The 14,902-nt window shown below is 40.3% G+C and carries 15 protein-coding genes and 1 pseudogene; 8 read left to right on the top strand and 8 right to left on the bottom strand.

Features of this window, described 5'->3' with window-relative positions:
* Positions 1–25: 25 nt before the first annotated feature.
* The 6 genes from C3V44_RS05500 to C3V44_RS05475 all read right to left on the bottom strand — a co-directional run bounded on the left by C3V44_RS05500 (position 26) and on the right by C3V44_RS05475 (position 5,459).
* Complete coding sequence (locus tag C3V44_RS05500; protein WP_002675467.1) at positions 26–472, bottom strand: polymer-forming cytoskeletal protein; 447 nt, start codon at positions 470–472, stop codon at positions 26–28.
* Positions 473–648: 176 nt separating this feature from the next.
* Entirely contained in the window at positions 649–1,200 is a 552-nt protein-coding gene (locus C3V44_RS05495) for a Maf-like protein (RefSeq protein WP_106095811.1), read from the bottom strand.
* Positions 1,200–3,059 (bottom strand): penicillin-binding protein 2, encoded by a 1,860-nt coding sequence (gene mrdA / locus C3V44_RS05490; protein WP_106095810.1) that lies wholly within the window; start codon positions 3,057–3,059, stop codon positions 1,200–1,202. Before mrdA ends, C3V44_RS05495 begins: the two co-directional genes overlap by 1 nt.
* On the bottom strand, positions 3,056–3,562 hold the full coding sequence (locus C3V44_RS05485) for a rod shape-determining protein MreD (RefSeq protein WP_106095809.1): 507 nt from the start codon (positions 3,560–3,562) through the stop codon (positions 3,056–3,058). Before C3V44_RS05485 ends, mrdA begins: the two co-directional genes overlap by 4 nt.
* On the bottom strand, positions 3,559–4,395 hold the full coding sequence (mreC, locus tag C3V44_RS05480) for a rod shape-determining protein MreC (protein WP_002675472.1): 837 nt from the start codon (positions 4,393–4,395) through the stop codon (positions 3,559–3,561). The genes C3V44_RS05485 and mreC overlap by 4 nt, the downstream gene beginning before the upstream one ends.
* Positions 4,396–4,430: 35 nt before the next feature.
* Positions 4,431–5,459 carry a rod shape-determining protein gene (locus tag C3V44_RS05475; protein WP_002675473.1) on the bottom strand — a complete coding sequence of 343 codons (1,029 nt, stop codon included), beginning with the start codon at positions 5,457–5,459 and terminating at the stop codon, positions 4,431–4,433.
* A gap of 1,016 nt (positions 5,460–6,475) precedes the next feature.
* Between C3V44_RS05475 and C3V44_RS05470 the strand changes: the two genes are divergently transcribed.
* The 8 genes and pseudogenes from C3V44_RS05470 (at position 6,476) to C3V44_RS05435 (ending at position 11,171) form a co-directional block, all read left to right on the top strand.
* Positions 6,476–6,961: a hypothetical protein gene (locus C3V44_RS05470; RefSeq protein ID WP_106095808.1), complete on the top strand. Its 486-nt coding sequence runs from the start codon at positions 6,476–6,478 to the stop codon at positions 6,959–6,961.
* A gap of 31 nt (positions 6,962–6,992) precedes the next feature.
* On the top strand, positions 6,993–7,667 hold the full coding sequence (gene cmk, locus C3V44_RS05465) for a (d)CMP kinase (RefSeq protein WP_009422545.1): 675 nt from the start codon (positions 6,993–6,995) through the stop codon (positions 7,665–7,667).
* A 53-nt stretch (positions 7,668–7,720) separates the two neighbouring features.
* Entirely contained in the window at positions 7,721–8,848 is a 1,128-nt protein-coding gene (bioB, locus tag C3V44_RS05460; RefSeq protein ID WP_002675483.1) for a biotin synthase BioB, read from the top strand.
* Between the two features lie 150 nt (positions 8,849–8,998).
* Positions 8,999–9,262 (top strand): hypothetical protein, encoded by a 264-nt coding sequence (locus C3V44_RS05455; protein WP_002675485.1) that lies wholly within the window; start codon positions 8,999–9,001, stop codon positions 9,260–9,262.
* Positions 9,234–9,528: pseudogene (locus tag C3V44_RS05450) on the top strand (type II toxin-antitoxin system RelE/ParE family toxin). The gene C3V44_RS05455 and the pseudogene C3V44_RS05450 overlap by 29 nt, the downstream one beginning before the upstream one ends.
* 53 nt (positions 9,529–9,581) lie before the next feature.
* On the top strand, positions 9,582–9,809 hold the full coding sequence (locus C3V44_RS05445) for a DUF3820 family protein (protein WP_106095807.1): 228 nt from the start codon (positions 9,582–9,584) through the stop codon (positions 9,807–9,809).
* Positions 9,790–10,299, top strand: a complete 510-nt coding sequence (locus C3V44_RS05440; protein WP_106095806.1) for a gamma carbonic anhydrase family protein — start codon at positions 9,790–9,792, stop codon at positions 10,297–10,299. Before C3V44_RS05445 ends, C3V44_RS05440 begins: the two co-directional genes overlap by 20 nt.
* 344 nt (positions 10,300–10,643) lie before the next feature.
* Entirely contained in the window at positions 10,644–11,171 is a 528-nt protein-coding gene (locus C3V44_RS05435; protein ID WP_106095805.1) for a DUF3575 domain-containing protein, read from the top strand.
* A 67-nt stretch (positions 11,172–11,238) separates the two neighbouring features.
* On the opposite strand, the gene C3V44_RS05430 is transcribed toward C3V44_RS05435, so the two are convergent.
* Complete coding sequence (locus tag C3V44_RS05430) at positions 11,239–12,054, bottom strand: 2,3,4,5-tetrahydropyridine-2,6-dicarboxylate N-succinyltransferase (protein ID WP_016479662.1); 816 nt, start codon at positions 12,052–12,054, stop codon at positions 11,239–11,241.
* Positions 12,055–12,065: 11 nt separating this feature from the next.
* Positions 12,066–14,702 carry a valine--tRNA ligase gene (locus tag C3V44_RS05425; RefSeq protein WP_106095804.1) on the bottom strand — a complete coding sequence of 879 codons (2,637 nt, stop codon included), beginning with the start codon at positions 14,700–14,702 and terminating at the stop codon, positions 12,066–12,068.
* Positions 14,703–14,902: the final 200 nt, after the last annotated feature.

The following is a 14,902-nucleotide window of genomic DNA, read 5'->3' as shown; positions in this document are numbered from 1 at the left end:
CCCTATTTGTGAAAAGGTAATCCACTTATTTAGGTGGCTGTTTTTCGGCTGTAAGTGGTGCTTGTGGTTTTTCATTGATGGTAAAGCTGTTTTTGCCTCCTTTCATCGAGCAAGAAACGTTAAATACCGCTCCTGGTTCTATAGAAAGCTTATCTACGTACACTTCGCCTTCTACAACTGCAGTAGATTTTAAACTTAAAATACTACTCACTTTGAGGGTACCTGTTATTTTACCTTCAATATCGGCGTTTTCGCAAATCACAGTGCCTTTTATTACACCGGTTCTGCCTACTACTAATTTACCTGAAGTTTGGAAAGTTCCTTCCACTTCACCATCAATTCTAAAATCAGATTTTGAATTGATTTCTCCTTTGAATTTTGTTTCAGTAACAATACGGTTGCTACTTCCTGTGGGATTTTCTGCTGCCATAATAATCTTTTTATTATCTCTCTCTTTATTAAATATAGCCATTTGTATTTCTATTTAAAATACAGCCCCAAAAGTACAATAAATATTTTTAAACTGCAATTTTTTTAATAATTCTTTTTTATTATTTTTCTTAATAAATTGTTTCTTAATAGTTTAATCTAATTAGTATATAAGAAAAAACTCTGGTAAAATTCAAGAATTACCAGAGTTTATTTGTTTTATATTTGTTCTTTAATTAAGTGTGTAGGTAGTCCCATTACGTTGTTATAAGAGCCTTCAATAGTGGTAACTCCTATATGTCCTATCCACTCCTGTATACCGTAAGCTCCTGCTTTGTCAAAAGGCTGATAGTGACTGATGTAATAGGTTATTTCGTCATCGGAAAGCTCTTTAAAGGTTACTTTTGTAATACAGTGTTCCGTTATTTGCTTTTCATTAGTAGTAAAACATATAGAGGTAATTACCTCGTGAGTCTTCCCCGAGAGCGAACGCAACATTGCGAAGGCTTCGGTAGCGTCTTTGGGTTTACCAAGGGCTTTACCTTCGTGCCACACGATAGTATCAGAGGTGAGAAGTACACAATCCATAGGTATCTCACCTGCAAAGGGCGTAGCTTTCAGCTGGGCGAGATAGTCGGTGATTTGCTCTCGCTTTAAGTGTTTAGGGTAGGTTTCGTCTATGGGTTTGAGGACTACCTCATAAGGGAAATCTAATTCTCTCAGGAACTGCTGACGGCGCGGTGAGCCTGAGGCTAATATAATTTTCTTCATTATCGGTTGATGGTAAAAGGCAATCCGCTATAAGGCTTCATATATTCGTCTTCAAGACTCTTTTCGAGCATTTGTTTTTCGAGGTCGCAGCGGTATACTTCACCTTTTAGGTATTTTTCAATCATTAGTGAGGCGATGGGAGCAGCTACTCGTGCTCCGTAATACCCGTTTTCCACAAATACGGCAATAGCAATCTTAGGGTCTTCTATGGGGGCAAAAGCTACGAATATAGAGTGGTCAGTAAGTTGCATACGCTTGCCATTCACTTTTATAAAGTTTTCGGCGGTACCTGTTTTAGCAGCGATATTAATACCTTCAATTTGGGTACGGCGTGCGGTACCTTGCTCATATGCCATATTCATACCTCTAATCACAGGTTCAAAGTTCTTAGGGGCTATCGTAGTGTGTTTAGCAACGGTATACTCTTGAAATGGAGTAATTTTATTATCTATTTTTTTTACGATATGAGGGGTATAGTAATAACCTCTATTAGCGATGGCTGCCATCACATTAGCAAGCTGTATAGGAGTGGTGAGCAATTCTCCTTGCCCAATAGCGTTAGAGATATTGGTTGTGCCGTTCCAGCGACCTTTACCATATTGTTTGTCATACAAAGCAGTATTAGGCACTTTCCCTGCACGTCCTGTCGGTAAGTCAGCACCTAAAAAGCTTCCCAATCCAAAACTTCGTACGTGAGCATTCCACTTGTCCATACCCACTGCCGAAGAGGTTTTCATATCAATAGCACGCTTATAGGTATTTGCAAAATAAGAGTTACAAGAAAAAGCTATCCCGTGTAATAGGTCATTAGAACTGCGCCCGCAGTGGCAACGCATTATACGCCCTCCAAAACGATAACCTCCTCCACAGCTGAACACACTACCTGGTGTTATCACACCTTCCTGTAAACCTATGAGTGCGTTTATTACTTTAAAGGGCGAACCTGGTGGGTATTCTGCTAATAGTGTGCGGTCGTAAAGAGGTTTAGCAATCGAATCGTTATAAAGGGCTGTGTAGTTCTTAGAGCGTTCACGTCCTACCAACAGAGCAGGGTCAAAAGTAGGCGCTGATATCAATGCGAGAATCTCCCCTGTTTTAGGTTCTATAGCTACGATTCCGCCGTGTTTGTGTTGCATCAGCATTTCGCCATAGGCTTGCAAATTGATGTCTATGGTTAGTTGCAATGGTTGTCCAGTGATAGGCAAAGTATCCATTGCGCCATTCTTATAGCGTTCAATGGCAGCGTTGTGTTTGTCCTTTTGGAAGAATTGTACACCTTTTTTACCTCGTAAGAATTCCTCGTATTGTTTTTCTACCCCACTGCGCCCTATCAGTTCACCAGCTAAGTAATAAGGGTTCTTTTTCAGTTCCCATTCATTTACCTCGCTGATATATCCCAATACATTCCCCGCATTGTGAGTGAGGTAACTGCGGAGCATTCGCTTCTGTATATAAAATCCTTGAAACTTGCGCAACTTTTCTTGTAGTACAGCATAATCGTCTTTGGAGAGCTGGTGCACGATTACTGAAGGTTTTTTGCGTGAGTAATCACTTGCTTTTATGAGCCGTTCCCTAAACTCTTCTTTACTGATTTCAAGGAGTCCACAAAGCTCTAAGGTATCGAGAGTTTTCACCTCACTGGGCACAACCATCACGTCATAGGCAGGTTGGTTCGATACCAATAGTTCTCCATTACGGTCGTAAATATATCCGCGTTCGGGGTAATCGTATACCGTTTCAATAGCAATGTTGTCAATTCCTGTATTTTCCTCGTGAAATATTACTTGTAAGAAGAATAACCGTACTAAGAACACCACTGCCACAAAAAGAATAATAATGGGCAACAGATATTTTCTCATTTCTTATTTTTACTAAACAGATAGATGAATAGCAAACAAACGATGATAGTGAAGATAGATGCTCCTACAATCTTTGCTAATGTAAGAAACAAGTGATTGAAGTTAAAGACTTCTAAGAAATAAAACAGTGTGTGATGCACTACCACCATCAAGGTTGTATAGCTAAAAATCTTAGAAAACGGATAAGCGAGCAAATCCAATTCTTGATACTCAAAATTCTTGCCAAATACTGTTAGTAGTATCGGATTACGCAAATAAGCTATGAGTACACTACTGGCAGCGTGCAACCCTCCCGTATTAGAAAAAATGTCTATACACAACCCTATTAAAAATGTCGCTACCAATGAAGGCATTCTGTTTTCACGATAGGGTAATAACAGTATAAACACTATGTAAACCATCGGATTTACATAGCCCCAATACTCCACATTGTTGAAGATGAGTACCTGCAACAACACTAAGAATACAAATAAATATACATTTCTTACTACTGGGTGACTCATTTTGGGTTCTGTTTTTCTAAGTCAGAAACGGCTGCTCTATCTCTATCTTCAATAATATACACATATTCAAGGTTCGACATATCAGCAAATAGCTTTACATCAATGATATACGTATTATCCTTTTTGCTCTTTTCAAAATGAACTATCCTGCCAATAGGAATTCCCTTAGGGAATATGTTCGACATACCCCCTGTTACAATTGTATCTCCATTCTGTATAGGGGCTATATTAGGTACTTCTAACAGCTGTACTTTATTCACCTCTCGGGTATCCCAACGCAATGAACCAAAGTGTTGCGTGCGCTTCACCATTGCATTCAGTGCCGACCTAGTATTCAGTACACTTTGTACAGTAGCAAACCTCTCCGAAGTATTCTCTATTATCCCCACAACTCCTTGTGGCGAGAGCACTCCCATATCTTGCTTTACACCGTCTTTCGTACCTTTGTCGATAGTGAGGTAGTTGTTTTTTAAACGGAAACTATTTTTTATCACATTTGCTTTAAGTACCTTGTATTTCAGTGAATCGGTAGTGGGAAATGACACCGAATCTACAAGAGATATATTGCGGATTTGCTGTTCCATCCGTAAGAGTTGTGAGCGCAGAGCTCGATTCTCCTCAGTAAGGGTTTCGTTCTGACCGCGTAAGCTAAAATATTGTGCCCAGTAGTCTGTGAAACTGTAAAGCCTACCCGACACTGCATTCGCTGAGTTTATGTAAGCACTCTGAGGATAATAATTGCTGTTAAAAACCAAACCAATAGCGCATAAGAACAGTGCGAGGAACACAAAAAAATCCCTCGACCTCATAAAGAATTGAATGATTTGGTTCATACCTCTTGTTTCTTATCTCTTACCTCTATCTATTTTTACTTTAATAAAATACTTCTGAATTTGTTAATGTTTTTTAGAGTGATACCTGTTCCACGTACTACGGCACGCAAAGGGTCTTCGGCTACGTATACAGGGAGGTCGGTTTTCATAGAAATACGTTTGTCTAATCCCCGCAACATCGATCCACCACCTGCCATATAGATACCTGTATTATAGATATCGGCAGCCAATTCAGGAGGCGTTTGCGAAAGTGTCTCCATTATAGCATCTTCTATACGAAGAATAGACTTATCCAGTGCTTTCACCATTTCGCGGTAGGATACTTGCACTTGCTTAGGTTTACCGGTGAGCAGGTCACGCCCTTGTACCATAATATCATCTGGTGGGGCATCGAGGTCTTCAGTAGCGGCTCCTACGGTCATCTTAATGTTTTCTGCAGTACTTTCCCCCACGTAAAGGTTGTGTTGTGTACGCATATAGTGCACAATATCCGAGTTAAAAATATCCCCTGCAATTTTTACCGACTTGTCGCATACAATACCCCCTAAGGCAATCACCGCAATCTCGGTAGTACCCCCACCTATGTCGATAATCATATTACCCTTAGGTTGCATAATGTCAAGCCCTATACCAATAGCCGCTGCCATCGGTTCGTGTACGAGGTAAATATCCTTACCGTTCACACGTTCGCACGACTCGCGTACCGCACGCGTTTCCACCTCGGTAATTCCTGAGGGGATACAAACTACCATACGCAACGAAGGCGAGAAAAAGCGTTTGCGTAACGCAGGTATACTCTTAATGAGCATTCCTATCATCTGTTCCGAAGCGTCAAAGTCGGCAATTACCCCGTCTTTTAGCGGACGAACAGTGGTGATATTAGGGTGTGTTTTCCCTTGCATTAGCCGTGCTTCTCTACCTACGGCTATAATTCTTCTGGTTGTCCTATCTATTGCTACAATCGATGGACTATCAATCACTACCCTGTCATTGTGAATAATGAGGGTGTTCGCAGTACCCAAATCAATGGCTATTTCTTCTGTCAAGAAATCAAAAAAACCCATATTATTTTTCTTTCTATTATATATTTACCTTATAAATCAGTTATTTAAGTGTTTTGTAGACACTACTTTTTGCGGGTGCAATTTTACGATTTTTTTTTGACCTACACAAATATTCTTACACTTTTTCTTAAAACTTTATAGCTAACCTCCTCTTATCTTGCTGTTTATCAGTTTATATGAATTTCTATTAAATAATGTCTATTCGATATAATATAATATCTTTTAGGTATACGTAAAACTAATTTCTAATCTCGCATAGTGTTCTACAATAGCTCACCGACTTTTGAGTAAGCACCGAGTTCCTATCCTTATCCATTACTCATTCCCTTTTCTTTCGCCTCGAACCCCTGTTTTTAACATTTTTAGCGTTGTTGTATTATATTATTAATCAATTATTTATATACCCTTTCTATACCAATCGTCCAAGATTCGTATAAGCTTCCTATAAGCTCTCTATAAGCTAACACCACCCAATTTACAACCCATTTTTTACCTTTCATCTGAATCAGCTCTTCCGAACTCTTTCGATATCTTCCGAATCCCTCAACCCTCTCCCATTTGCTAATTTCCTAATTCTCCAATTTTTCCACTTGCCCGTCGCTTTTCCGTCACTACATTCCCCCTTTGAAGGGGGCTAGAGGGATGTTTATACAACAATAACTACTGTCGCTTCTCCACCCTATCGTCTGTGACCTAAGGACTCATACCTCCTCATTTGCTCATTTTCTAATTTACTAATTAATCTGCCCGTACGACTCGCACCCGCTCGTCGTGCTACGACCTTTGCCAAAGTTAATCCCCTCCGCTAGCACTTTTCTTGTAGCTCATACCCCATTTTCTCATTTCCAAATTTCCTCATTCTCTAATTTTCTCATTTCCTCATTTCCTCATTTTCTTATCTCATTGTTTTTAAGTATTTATCATTAGATAGTTGTATTTTTTTAAGATAAAAACGCATCAGGGCATTGCAGTTTGCTTTTTGTTTTATATCTTTGTAGCGTTAAAAAGAGACAAAAATGAACGATTTTCTTAACACTCAGGAATCCCGAAAGAACAATCGCACTAAAAACATTGTTGCACTAATAGTGGGTGTGGTGTCTTTTGTTGTGGTATTTTTAGCAGCATTCTTTACGACGCGCTATCTCACAAGCTCCTTCTTTTCAAAAGCTAAAAACGATTTAGTTACCGATGAAATGAAGAATCAAGTTGCCGAAATGAACCAGCAGTTACCACAAATAATAGAAGAGGGGGTGCGCTTAGATAGTGTTGCCCTAAAAGGAGAAAAAACTATGGGGTATTATGTAACCCTCTTTAATTTCGATTCCGAAGGAGTAGAGTTTGACGCATCAGCAGCTAAGGAAGCTATTGTACAAAACCTAAAAAGCAATCGCGGAAAGATGCGTTTTTTCATTGATAACAATATAACGCTGTACTATTATTACTACGATAAAAACAAAAAAGTTGTAACCGAAATAGAAATAGCTCCATCACTCTACAAATAACTAACGATTAAAAACTAATAACTAAACACTAATGAATATTATCATTGCCATTGATGGCTATTCCTCAACAGGAAAGAGTACTACTGCCAAAGCCGTAGCCAAAGCGTTGGGCTACGTCTATATCGATACAGGTGCGATGTACCGCGCCGTTACTTATTTAGCCTTAGAAAAAGGTTATGTTTCTACCTCGGGCATCGAAGTAAAACCCCTGATGAAAGCCCTGCGAAAGTCGGAAATAAAGTTCGTGTACAACCCTGAGTTGGGATTTTCTGAAATTTATTTGGACGGTAAGAATATCGAAAACGAAATACGCGGTATTGAAATAGCCAATTGGGTGAGCGAAGTTGCCAAACAACCCGAAGTCCGCACTTACCTAGTAGACCTTCAACGCAAAATGGGTAAAGACAAAGGTATTGTAATGGACGGACGCGATATAGGTACAACGGTATTTCCCAATGCTGAACTTAAAATATTTATGACCGCTAGCGAACAAGTGCGCGCCCAGCGCCGTTATAAAGAGTTACAAGCCAAAGGCGATAAAGCATCGTTCGACGAAGTGCTTGCCAATATCCAGCACCGCGACCATATCGATACCACCCGTAAAGAGTCACCTCTCAAAAAAGCTGATGATGCCATAGTTATCGATAATACCAATCTTACTATAGAGGAACAAGTACAAAAAATCTTAGCATTTGTTAATTGTTAATTGTCAATTGTCAATTGTTTTGTATCTTTGCCCCCGAAATAAAGAAAAGAACTATGTGCGAAAATCAACATACGTGTGGCTGTAGCAATGCCGAAACCCGTCATAATTGGACGAAAGAAGAAATAATGGCTATTTACAATAAACCCCTAATGGAGTTGCTCTACGAAGCCGCTACCGTGCACCGTAAATATCACGACCCTAACTCGGTACAAGTCTCTACACTACTCTCTATTAAAACCGGAGGTTGCTCCGAGGATTGTGCTTACTGTCCGCAATCGGCGCGTTACGAAACCGAAGTAAAGATAGAAAACGCCGATATGATGAGTGTTACTCACGTAAAAGCCCAAGCCCTTCGTGCTAAATCAGCAGGAGCTTCACGTGTGTGTATGGGGGCAGCGTGGCGTAACGTAAAAGATGGTCCCGAATTTGAACAGGTGCTCGAAATGGTGCGCACTATCAATAAGCTGGATATGGAAGTGTGCTGTACACTCGGTATGCTTACCGAAAACCAAGCCAAACGTTTGGCGGAAGCAGGCTTGTATGCTTACAATCACAACCTCGATACGTCAGAAGAATACTACAAAGAAATCATTTCTACCCGTAGTTATGACGACCGCCTCAAAACGATTGACAACGTGCGCAAAACCAATATCACTGTGTGCAGTGGAGGGATTATTGGTATGGGTGAATCACTCGAAGACCGCGCCGGAATGCTCGTAGCGCTCTCAACGCTCAATCCACAACCCGAGTCGGTACCTATCAATGCCTTAGTACCCGTAGAAGGAACGCCTTTGGAAGACTGTGAGCCCGTAGATATCTTCGAGATGGTGCGTATGGTAGCCACCGCGCGTATCGTGATGCCACAATCGCAAGTGCGCCTTTCCGCAGGTCGTACCCAAATGAGCCAAGAAGGACAAGCTCTCTGTTTCTTTGCGGGAGCCAACTCTATCTTCGCAGGCGATAAGCTCCTCACCACTCCTAACCCCGATATCAATGAGGATATGCAAATGCTCGGTGTACTCGGTATGCGTATTCAGAAACCTTTTGAAACGCATCCACAGCCTAAAACGGTAGAAGCAGCCGATTCTCAATATCATTCCTTAGGTGAAAACCCTAAATGGACGCGCCCTAACCATAAAATAGAGCGCAACGAAGGAAAAAGAGTACGAGCTACACACTAATATCACAATTGCTTTGCGAATTTACGCCCTACACTTTGCCAAAGTTTCTTGCCAGTGTGGCTCTTACCTTTGACGAAGTTGAAAAATCGCCTAATTAATTCACAGATTTGTTAATTTACAAAGAAATAGACAACTTTTAATTGTTAAACTATGGATACAACCACATTAAAAATAACTTTTAATCCCACAGAATTATCCATATTTCAACCATTGTTTGATAAGTTTAAACTAAAAACAACAGTTGTAGAAAGAGCAGATGATTTTAGTGAGCTTACTGAAGAAGACCTTAGAAGTTTAGCCCTTTCAGAAGAACAATCAAGATTAGGAATGTTAGTGGATAGTTCTGAAGTGCACAGAAGGGCTACAGAACGAAGAAGACAACGTTATGAAAGTAAAGTGGACTCAAGAAGCTGAAAGAAATTATAACGATACCCTTGATTATTGGGACGAAAGAAATGGTAGTTTTTCTTACTCCGATAAAATTACTAAGGCTTTGATAGATTTAGAAAAAGAGATTTCAATAGATCCGTATGCCTTATCCTATTATAACAAAGACCTAAAATATTTATAGGCGAACTATTCTAAAAGGAAAATTTCTTGTTTATTACAAAGTTGATAAAGAAAAAAATATAATAGAAATACGCCATTTTAGAAGTTCTAAACAGAAACCTTTGTTCTAAATCACCTAATTAATTCACAAATTTTCTAATTATCTAATTCCCTAATTTTCTCTATGAACTCCCAAATTCTCAAAGAAATCATCACTACTCCTATGCCTTATGGCAAGTACAAGGGTACTATGATTGCTGATTTACCTTCCTATTACCTCGAGTGGTTCAGCACTCAAGGATTTCCCAAAGGAAAATTAGGAATGTTATTGGCTACTACTTTCGAGATAAAAACTAATGGTCTACAAGAGATAATCGATAAACTAAAAGAATATGTTAGTCAAGAAAGTTAACGAAAAGCAACCTACCTTTGGGGAAGGTTGCTTTTTTGCTGAAAATGCTACCCTTACCGGTGATGTGCACTTAGGCGACCACTGTACGGTGTGGTATAATGCGGTTATTCGTGGCGATGTAAACACTATTTGCATAGGTGATGACACCAATATCCAAGATGGTGTAGTGATTCACGCTACCTATCAAACACACCCCACAACCATTGGCAATCGCGTGTCTATAGGGCATAACGCTATCGTACACGGCTGTACTATCGAAGATGATGTGCTTATAGGAATGGGAAGTATTGTAATGGACGGATGTGTGGTAGAAAGCCATAGCATTGTAGCTGCTGGAGCCGTAGTACCTCCTAATACCCATATAGAAAAAGGGAGCCTCTATGCTGGCGTTCCTGCTAAAAAACTCAAAAATATTACCGATGAACAGAAAACTCTCATCGAGCGAACTGCCCTAAACTATCCTAAATATGCAAGTTGGATAGAAAAATAGACAATATGCTACGTATTGATTATCAGTATTAAGCATATGTTATTTAAAATTATTCTACTATTTATTTGGATGTATTCAAAATAATATATACCTTTGCCCCACTATTAGTAAAGGAATATAATAGTAGTAAAGTCTTTATATTTCGTTTGCGATTCCTTGTGAAGTCTGTATTCTTTTTTAGTGTTTTTAATAGTTGTTACCTTTTCTTCACAAGTGAATTAGTTAGTTTTACATATAAAAGTCCAGTGTGCTACACACTGGACTTTTTTTGATTTTACAGTATTATTTTTGTGTATTAGCATAAAAGTAGTATCTTTGCCATTATTTTTAAACTAAGAAAACCGATGAAAAAAATTATTGTAGCTGTAATGCTTATGTTTTTCTCAGCAAAAACATTTGCTCAAAGTGATTTCCGCCAACATCAAGTAAACTTGAATATCTTGAATGTTATATGGTTAGCTTCTGTAGAGTTAGGTTATGAACATTACATAGCTCCTAATCAGTCTATCGAAGGAACTATTTTCTTTAACGACCGCTTTTCTGTATTCCCTAGAAAAGAAGGAGAGAAGTACAGAGCTACTAGTATTCAAATAGGATATAACTATTATTTTGAAGAAGACGGAGGTACAGGGCTCTATGTAAATCCTTTTATCAAACAACGCTTTGGAACATTCTCTGAAGATGGAGTAAAAACGCGTTTGGATAGTTTTATCTTAGGTGTAGGGGCAGGTTACCAATGGAATCTCGACGATACCTTTATCATCGCTCCTTTTGCAAATATTGCACGAAACTTTGGTAAACAAGTTAATGAAAATAAGAAGTTCTGGGCTATCGAACCTAACTTTGGTATTAAGATAGGATATAAATTCTAAATCTATTATCTATTAAAAAGGCTACCCAAAAGGTAGCCTTTTCTATTTTATATCCTCATCACTTTTCTTATACAGAAACTCCATATTCTCTTAGAGCATCGTTTAGTGAAGTTTTCTTATCGGTTGAGGCTTTACGCTGCCCGATGATAAGGGCACAAGGCACTTGGTAATCGCCAGCAGGGAAGTGCTTGGTGTAACTACCAGGAATCACTACCGAACGTTCAGGTACATAACCTTTCAGTTCTTTAGGTTCGCTACCCGTTACATCAATGATTTTAGTAGAGGCTGTAAGCACTACATTAGCACCAAGTACCGCTTCTTTGCCTACGCGCACTCCTTCTACCAAGATACAACGCGACCCGATGAAAGCCCCGTCTTCTACTATCACAGGAGCTGCTTGCAAGGGTTCTAATACCCCCCCTACACCTACGCCACCACTCAGGTGCACGTGCTTGCCTATCTGGGCACAACTACCCACAGTAGCCCACGTATCTACCATTGTACCTTCGTCTACATACGCCCCTATATTCACATAGCTGGGCATCAGTATAGCGCCTTTGGCGATAAAAGCACCACGACGTGCTACAGCAGGTGGTACTACACGCACTCCTTTCTCATCGTAGTTGTGTTTGAGCGGAATCTTATCGTGGAACTCAAAGATACCCACCTCTACGGGTTTCATATTTTGGATAGGGAAGTAAAGCACAACCGCTTTTTTCACCCATTCGTTTACTTTCCAGCCATCGGCAGTAGGCTCTGCCACTCGCAATTTACCTAAATCTAAGAGGTGAATTACCTCTCTGATAGTTTGCTGCACTATTTCCTCACGAAGCAGAGAGCGATTTTCCCACGCTTCATCTATCATTTGTTTTAAGTGTTCCATTTATCTAATTATCAATTGTTAATTGCTTTTATCGCTTTTTCAAGTGTTTCAATTTTTGCCAAGGCATCAGCTTCTTTTTTGCGCTCATTATCTACTACTTGAGCAGGCGCTGAATTTACAAACTTCTCATTAGAAAGTTTCTTGCGCACTGAGGCTAAAAAGCCTTGTGTATAGGTGAGTTCCTCTTGTAGTTTTTTAAGTTCCTCTTCTACATTTACAGCCCCCCCGATAGGAATAAAGTATTCATTAGCTTTTACGCGGAAAGACATTGCCCCCTCTATAGCAGCGCTCACTTCGGTAATAGCCTCAAGTCCGCCCATTTTGCTAAGTACCACATCAAAACGATTGCTCACTTGCTCTTTGTTTAATACCGAAAGGCTAAGCGGTGTTTTGAAAGGTATGTTCTTATCTTTGCGCACCGTGCGGATACCTGCTATCACTTCGGCAGCAAAATCAAATTCTGCCAATAGTTTTTCGTCATATGGCTGTACGGTGGGGTAGGTAGCCACGATAAGGGCTTGTTCAGGGGTACGAGGTGCTAAACTTTGCCATATTTCTTCGGTGAGGAAAGGCATAAAGGGGTGGAGAAGTTTTAGTAAGTTCTCAAAAGCGGTTACTACGCCCTCATAAGTTGCTTTGTCCATCGGTTTGCCATATTCGGGTTTTACCATTTCCAAAAGCCACGCACAGAAGTCGTCCCAGGCGAGTTTATAAATTGCCATTAGGGCATCGGAGATGCGATATTTCTCAAAATGGTCTTCTACTTCGGTGAGTACTGCGTTGAACTTAGCTTCAAACCATTGCAAAGCCAGCTGAGCAGCTGCAGGTTGTGCTACCGAGCTATCCACTTGCCATCCTTTCACCAATTGGAAGGCATTCCACAATTTGTTGCCAAATCCTTTTCCTTGCTGACAAAGGGCTTCGTCAAATAGCAAGTCATTACCTGCTGCCGATGAGAGCAAGAGCCCCACGCGCACACCATCAGCACCGTAATCGGCGATGAGTTTGAGTGCATCGGGCGAGTTGCCTAAAGATTTAGACATCTTGCGGCGTTGTTTGTCGCGTACAAGTCCAGTGAAGTATACATTGTTAAACGGACGTTCACCTTTGTACTCAAAGCCTGCTACGATCATTCGGGTTACCCAGAAGAAAAGGATATCAGGTGCCGTTACTAAATCGTTGGTAGGGTAATAATACTCGATTTCAGGGTTGTTAGGCTCTAAAATACCGTTGAAAACGCTCATTGGCCATAACCAAGACGAGAACCAAGTATCGAGGGTATCCTCATCTTGTCGCAAATCGGCTTCAGTAAGATGTGCATTACCGCTCTTTTCTTTAGCCAAAGCGAGGGCTTCTGCCTTAGTTTCGGCTACTACAAATTGGTCTTTACCCTCGCCGTAGTAGTAAGCAGGGATTTGTTGTCCCCACCACAATTGGCGTGAGATATTCCAATCGCGTACGTTTTCTACCCAATGGCGATAGGTATTTTCGAATTTCTTAGGATATAGTTTGATGCTTTCGTCTTCCAATACCGCCTTGATAGCGGGTTGGATAAGAGTGTACATTTTGAGGAACCACTGGTCAGAAAGGCGAGGTTCTATCACAGCTTTGGTACGCTCTGACGTCCCTACTTTGTTAGTATAGGTTTCTTTCTTAGCAAGTAAGTTTTTTTCTTCTAATTCGGCTATTATCTCTTTGCGCACCACAAAGCGGTCTTTGCCAGCATAGTGCAAACCGTAGTGATTAAGAGTTGCATCATCATTGAAAATATCAATTACTTCCAACTGATGTTTGTCGCCCAAAACCTTGTCATTAGGGTCGTGTGCAGGGGTTACTTTCAGGCAACCTGTACCAAATTCCATATCTACGTACTCATCTTCAATAATCGGAATCACGCGGTTGCAGATAGGCACAATAGCCTTTTTGCCTTTGAGGTGTTGCCAACGCTCATCGTTAGGGTTGATGCAGATAGCTGTATCGCCCAAAATGGTTTCGGGGCGCGTTGTAGCAATCACGAGGTACTCATTCGTACCCTCAATTTGATATTTCAAATGATACAAAAATCCTTGACGTTCTTCATAAATCACTTCCTCGTCAGAAAGAGTGGTTTTAGCCTCTGGATCCCAGTTCACCATACGGTGACCGCGGTATATTTGTCCTTTGTTGTACAAATCCACAAACACTTTTATAACCGAAGCCGAAAGCTCCTCGTCCATTGTGAATTTAGTGCGCTCCCAGTCGCAAGAGCAACCTAATTTTTTGAGTTGTTCGAGAATCACCCCACCGTATTGGTGTGTCCATTCCCACGCGTGTACAAGGAACTCCTCGCGAGTGAGGTCGGATTTCTTAATGCCTTGTTCTTTGAGTTTTGCCACCACTTTGGCTTCTGTTGCAATAGAAGCGTGGTCAGTACCTGGTACCCAGCAAGCGTTGAAGCCTTTGAGGCGTGCACGACGAATAAGTACATCTTGAATGGTGTTGTTGAGCATATGCCCCATATGGAGCACTCCTGTAACGTTAGGAGGCGGAATCACAATGGTATAGGGTGTACGCTCATCGGGGGTTGAGTGAAAATAGTTGTGGGCAAGCCAATAGGCATACCATTTTTCTTCTAAATCAGTAGGGTTGTATTTTTTGGGTTCTGTCATATGTGCTAATTTGCCAATTTCTATTCTGACTGCAAAAGTAGTAAAAAAATACCAATTACCAATTTTTAAACTACTTTTGCTCTGTCTTACTTTCTTTTTACTACTGTCTTACTTTGGATTATTTAACTCTTTTTAACAATTCACTTTTAGATTTTAATCATTAATAATCAACTCTTTGTATACCCTTTCTATACCAATCG

This window comes from Capnocytophaga sp. oral taxon 864 (assembly GCF_002998835.1).
GTDB classification, from domain to species: Bacteria; Bacteroidota; Bacteroidia; order Flavobacteriales; family Flavobacteriaceae; genus Capnocytophaga; species Capnocytophaga ochracea.
The sequence above is the reverse complement of the archived record's forward strand: the minus strand, read 5'-3'. Positions and strand labels throughout refer to the sequence as shown.

What these genes read in the sequence shown, in the direction of transcription:
- C3V44_RS05430 (WP_016479662.1), bottom strand. Translation starts at nt 12,054, where the DNA reads ATGGAACACTTAAAACAAATGATAGATGAAGCGTGGGAAAATCGCTCT.
- C3V44_RS05455 (WP_002675485.1), top strand. Translation starts at nt 8,999, where the DNA reads ATGGATACAACCACATTAAAAATAACTTTTAATCCCACAGAATTATCC.
- C3V44_RS05485 (WP_106095809.1), bottom strand. Translation starts at nt 3,562, where the DNA reads ATGAGTCACCCAGTAGTAAGAAATGTATATTTATTTGTATTCTTAGTG.
- C3V44_RS05435 (WP_106095805.1), top strand. Translation starts at nt 10,644, where the DNA reads ATGAAAAAAATTATTGTAGCTGTAATGCTTATGTTTTTCTCAGCAAAA.
- C3V44_RS05445 (WP_106095807.1), top strand. Translation starts at nt 9,582, where the DNA reads ATGAACTCCCAAATTCTCAAAGAAATCATCACTACTCCTATGCCTTAT.
- C3V44_RS05500 (WP_002675467.1), bottom strand. Translation starts at nt 472, where the DNA reads ATGGCTATATTTAATAAAGAGAGAGATAATAAAAAGATTATTATGGCA.
- C3V44_RS05495 (WP_106095811.1), bottom strand. Translation starts at nt 1,200, where the DNA reads ATGAAGAAAATTATATTAGCCTCAGGCTCACCGCGCCGTCAGCAGTTC.
- C3V44_RS05440 (WP_106095806.1), top strand. Translation starts at nt 9,790, where the DNA reads ATGTTAGTCAAGAAAGTTAACGAAAAGCAACCTACCTTTGGGGAAGGT.
- mrdA (WP_106095810.1), bottom strand. Translation starts at nt 3,059, where the DNA reads ATGAGAAAATATCTGTTGCCCATTATTATTCTTTTTGTGGCAGTGGTG.
- C3V44_RS05475 (WP_002675473.1), bottom strand. Translation starts at nt 5,459, where the DNA reads ATGGGTTTTTTTGATTTCTTGACAGAAGAAATAGCCATTGATTTGGGT.
- bioB (WP_002675483.1), top strand. Translation starts at nt 7,721, where the DNA reads ATGTGCGAAAATCAACATACGTGTGGCTGTAGCAATGCCGAAACCCGT.
- C3V44_RS05425 (WP_106095804.1), bottom strand. Translation starts at nt 14,702, where the DNA reads ATGACAGAACCCAAAAAATACAACCCTACTGATTTAGAAGAAAAATGG.
- cmk (WP_009422545.1), top strand. Translation starts at nt 6,993, where the DNA reads ATGAATATTATCATTGCCATTGATGGCTATTCCTCAACAGGAAAGAGT.
- mreC (WP_002675472.1), bottom strand. Translation starts at nt 4,395, where the DNA reads ATGAACCAAATCATTCAATTCTTTATGAGGTCGAGGGATTTTTTTGTG.
- C3V44_RS05470 (WP_106095808.1), top strand. Translation starts at nt 6,476, where the DNA reads ATGAACGATTTTCTTAACACTCAGGAATCCCGAAAGAACAATCGCACT.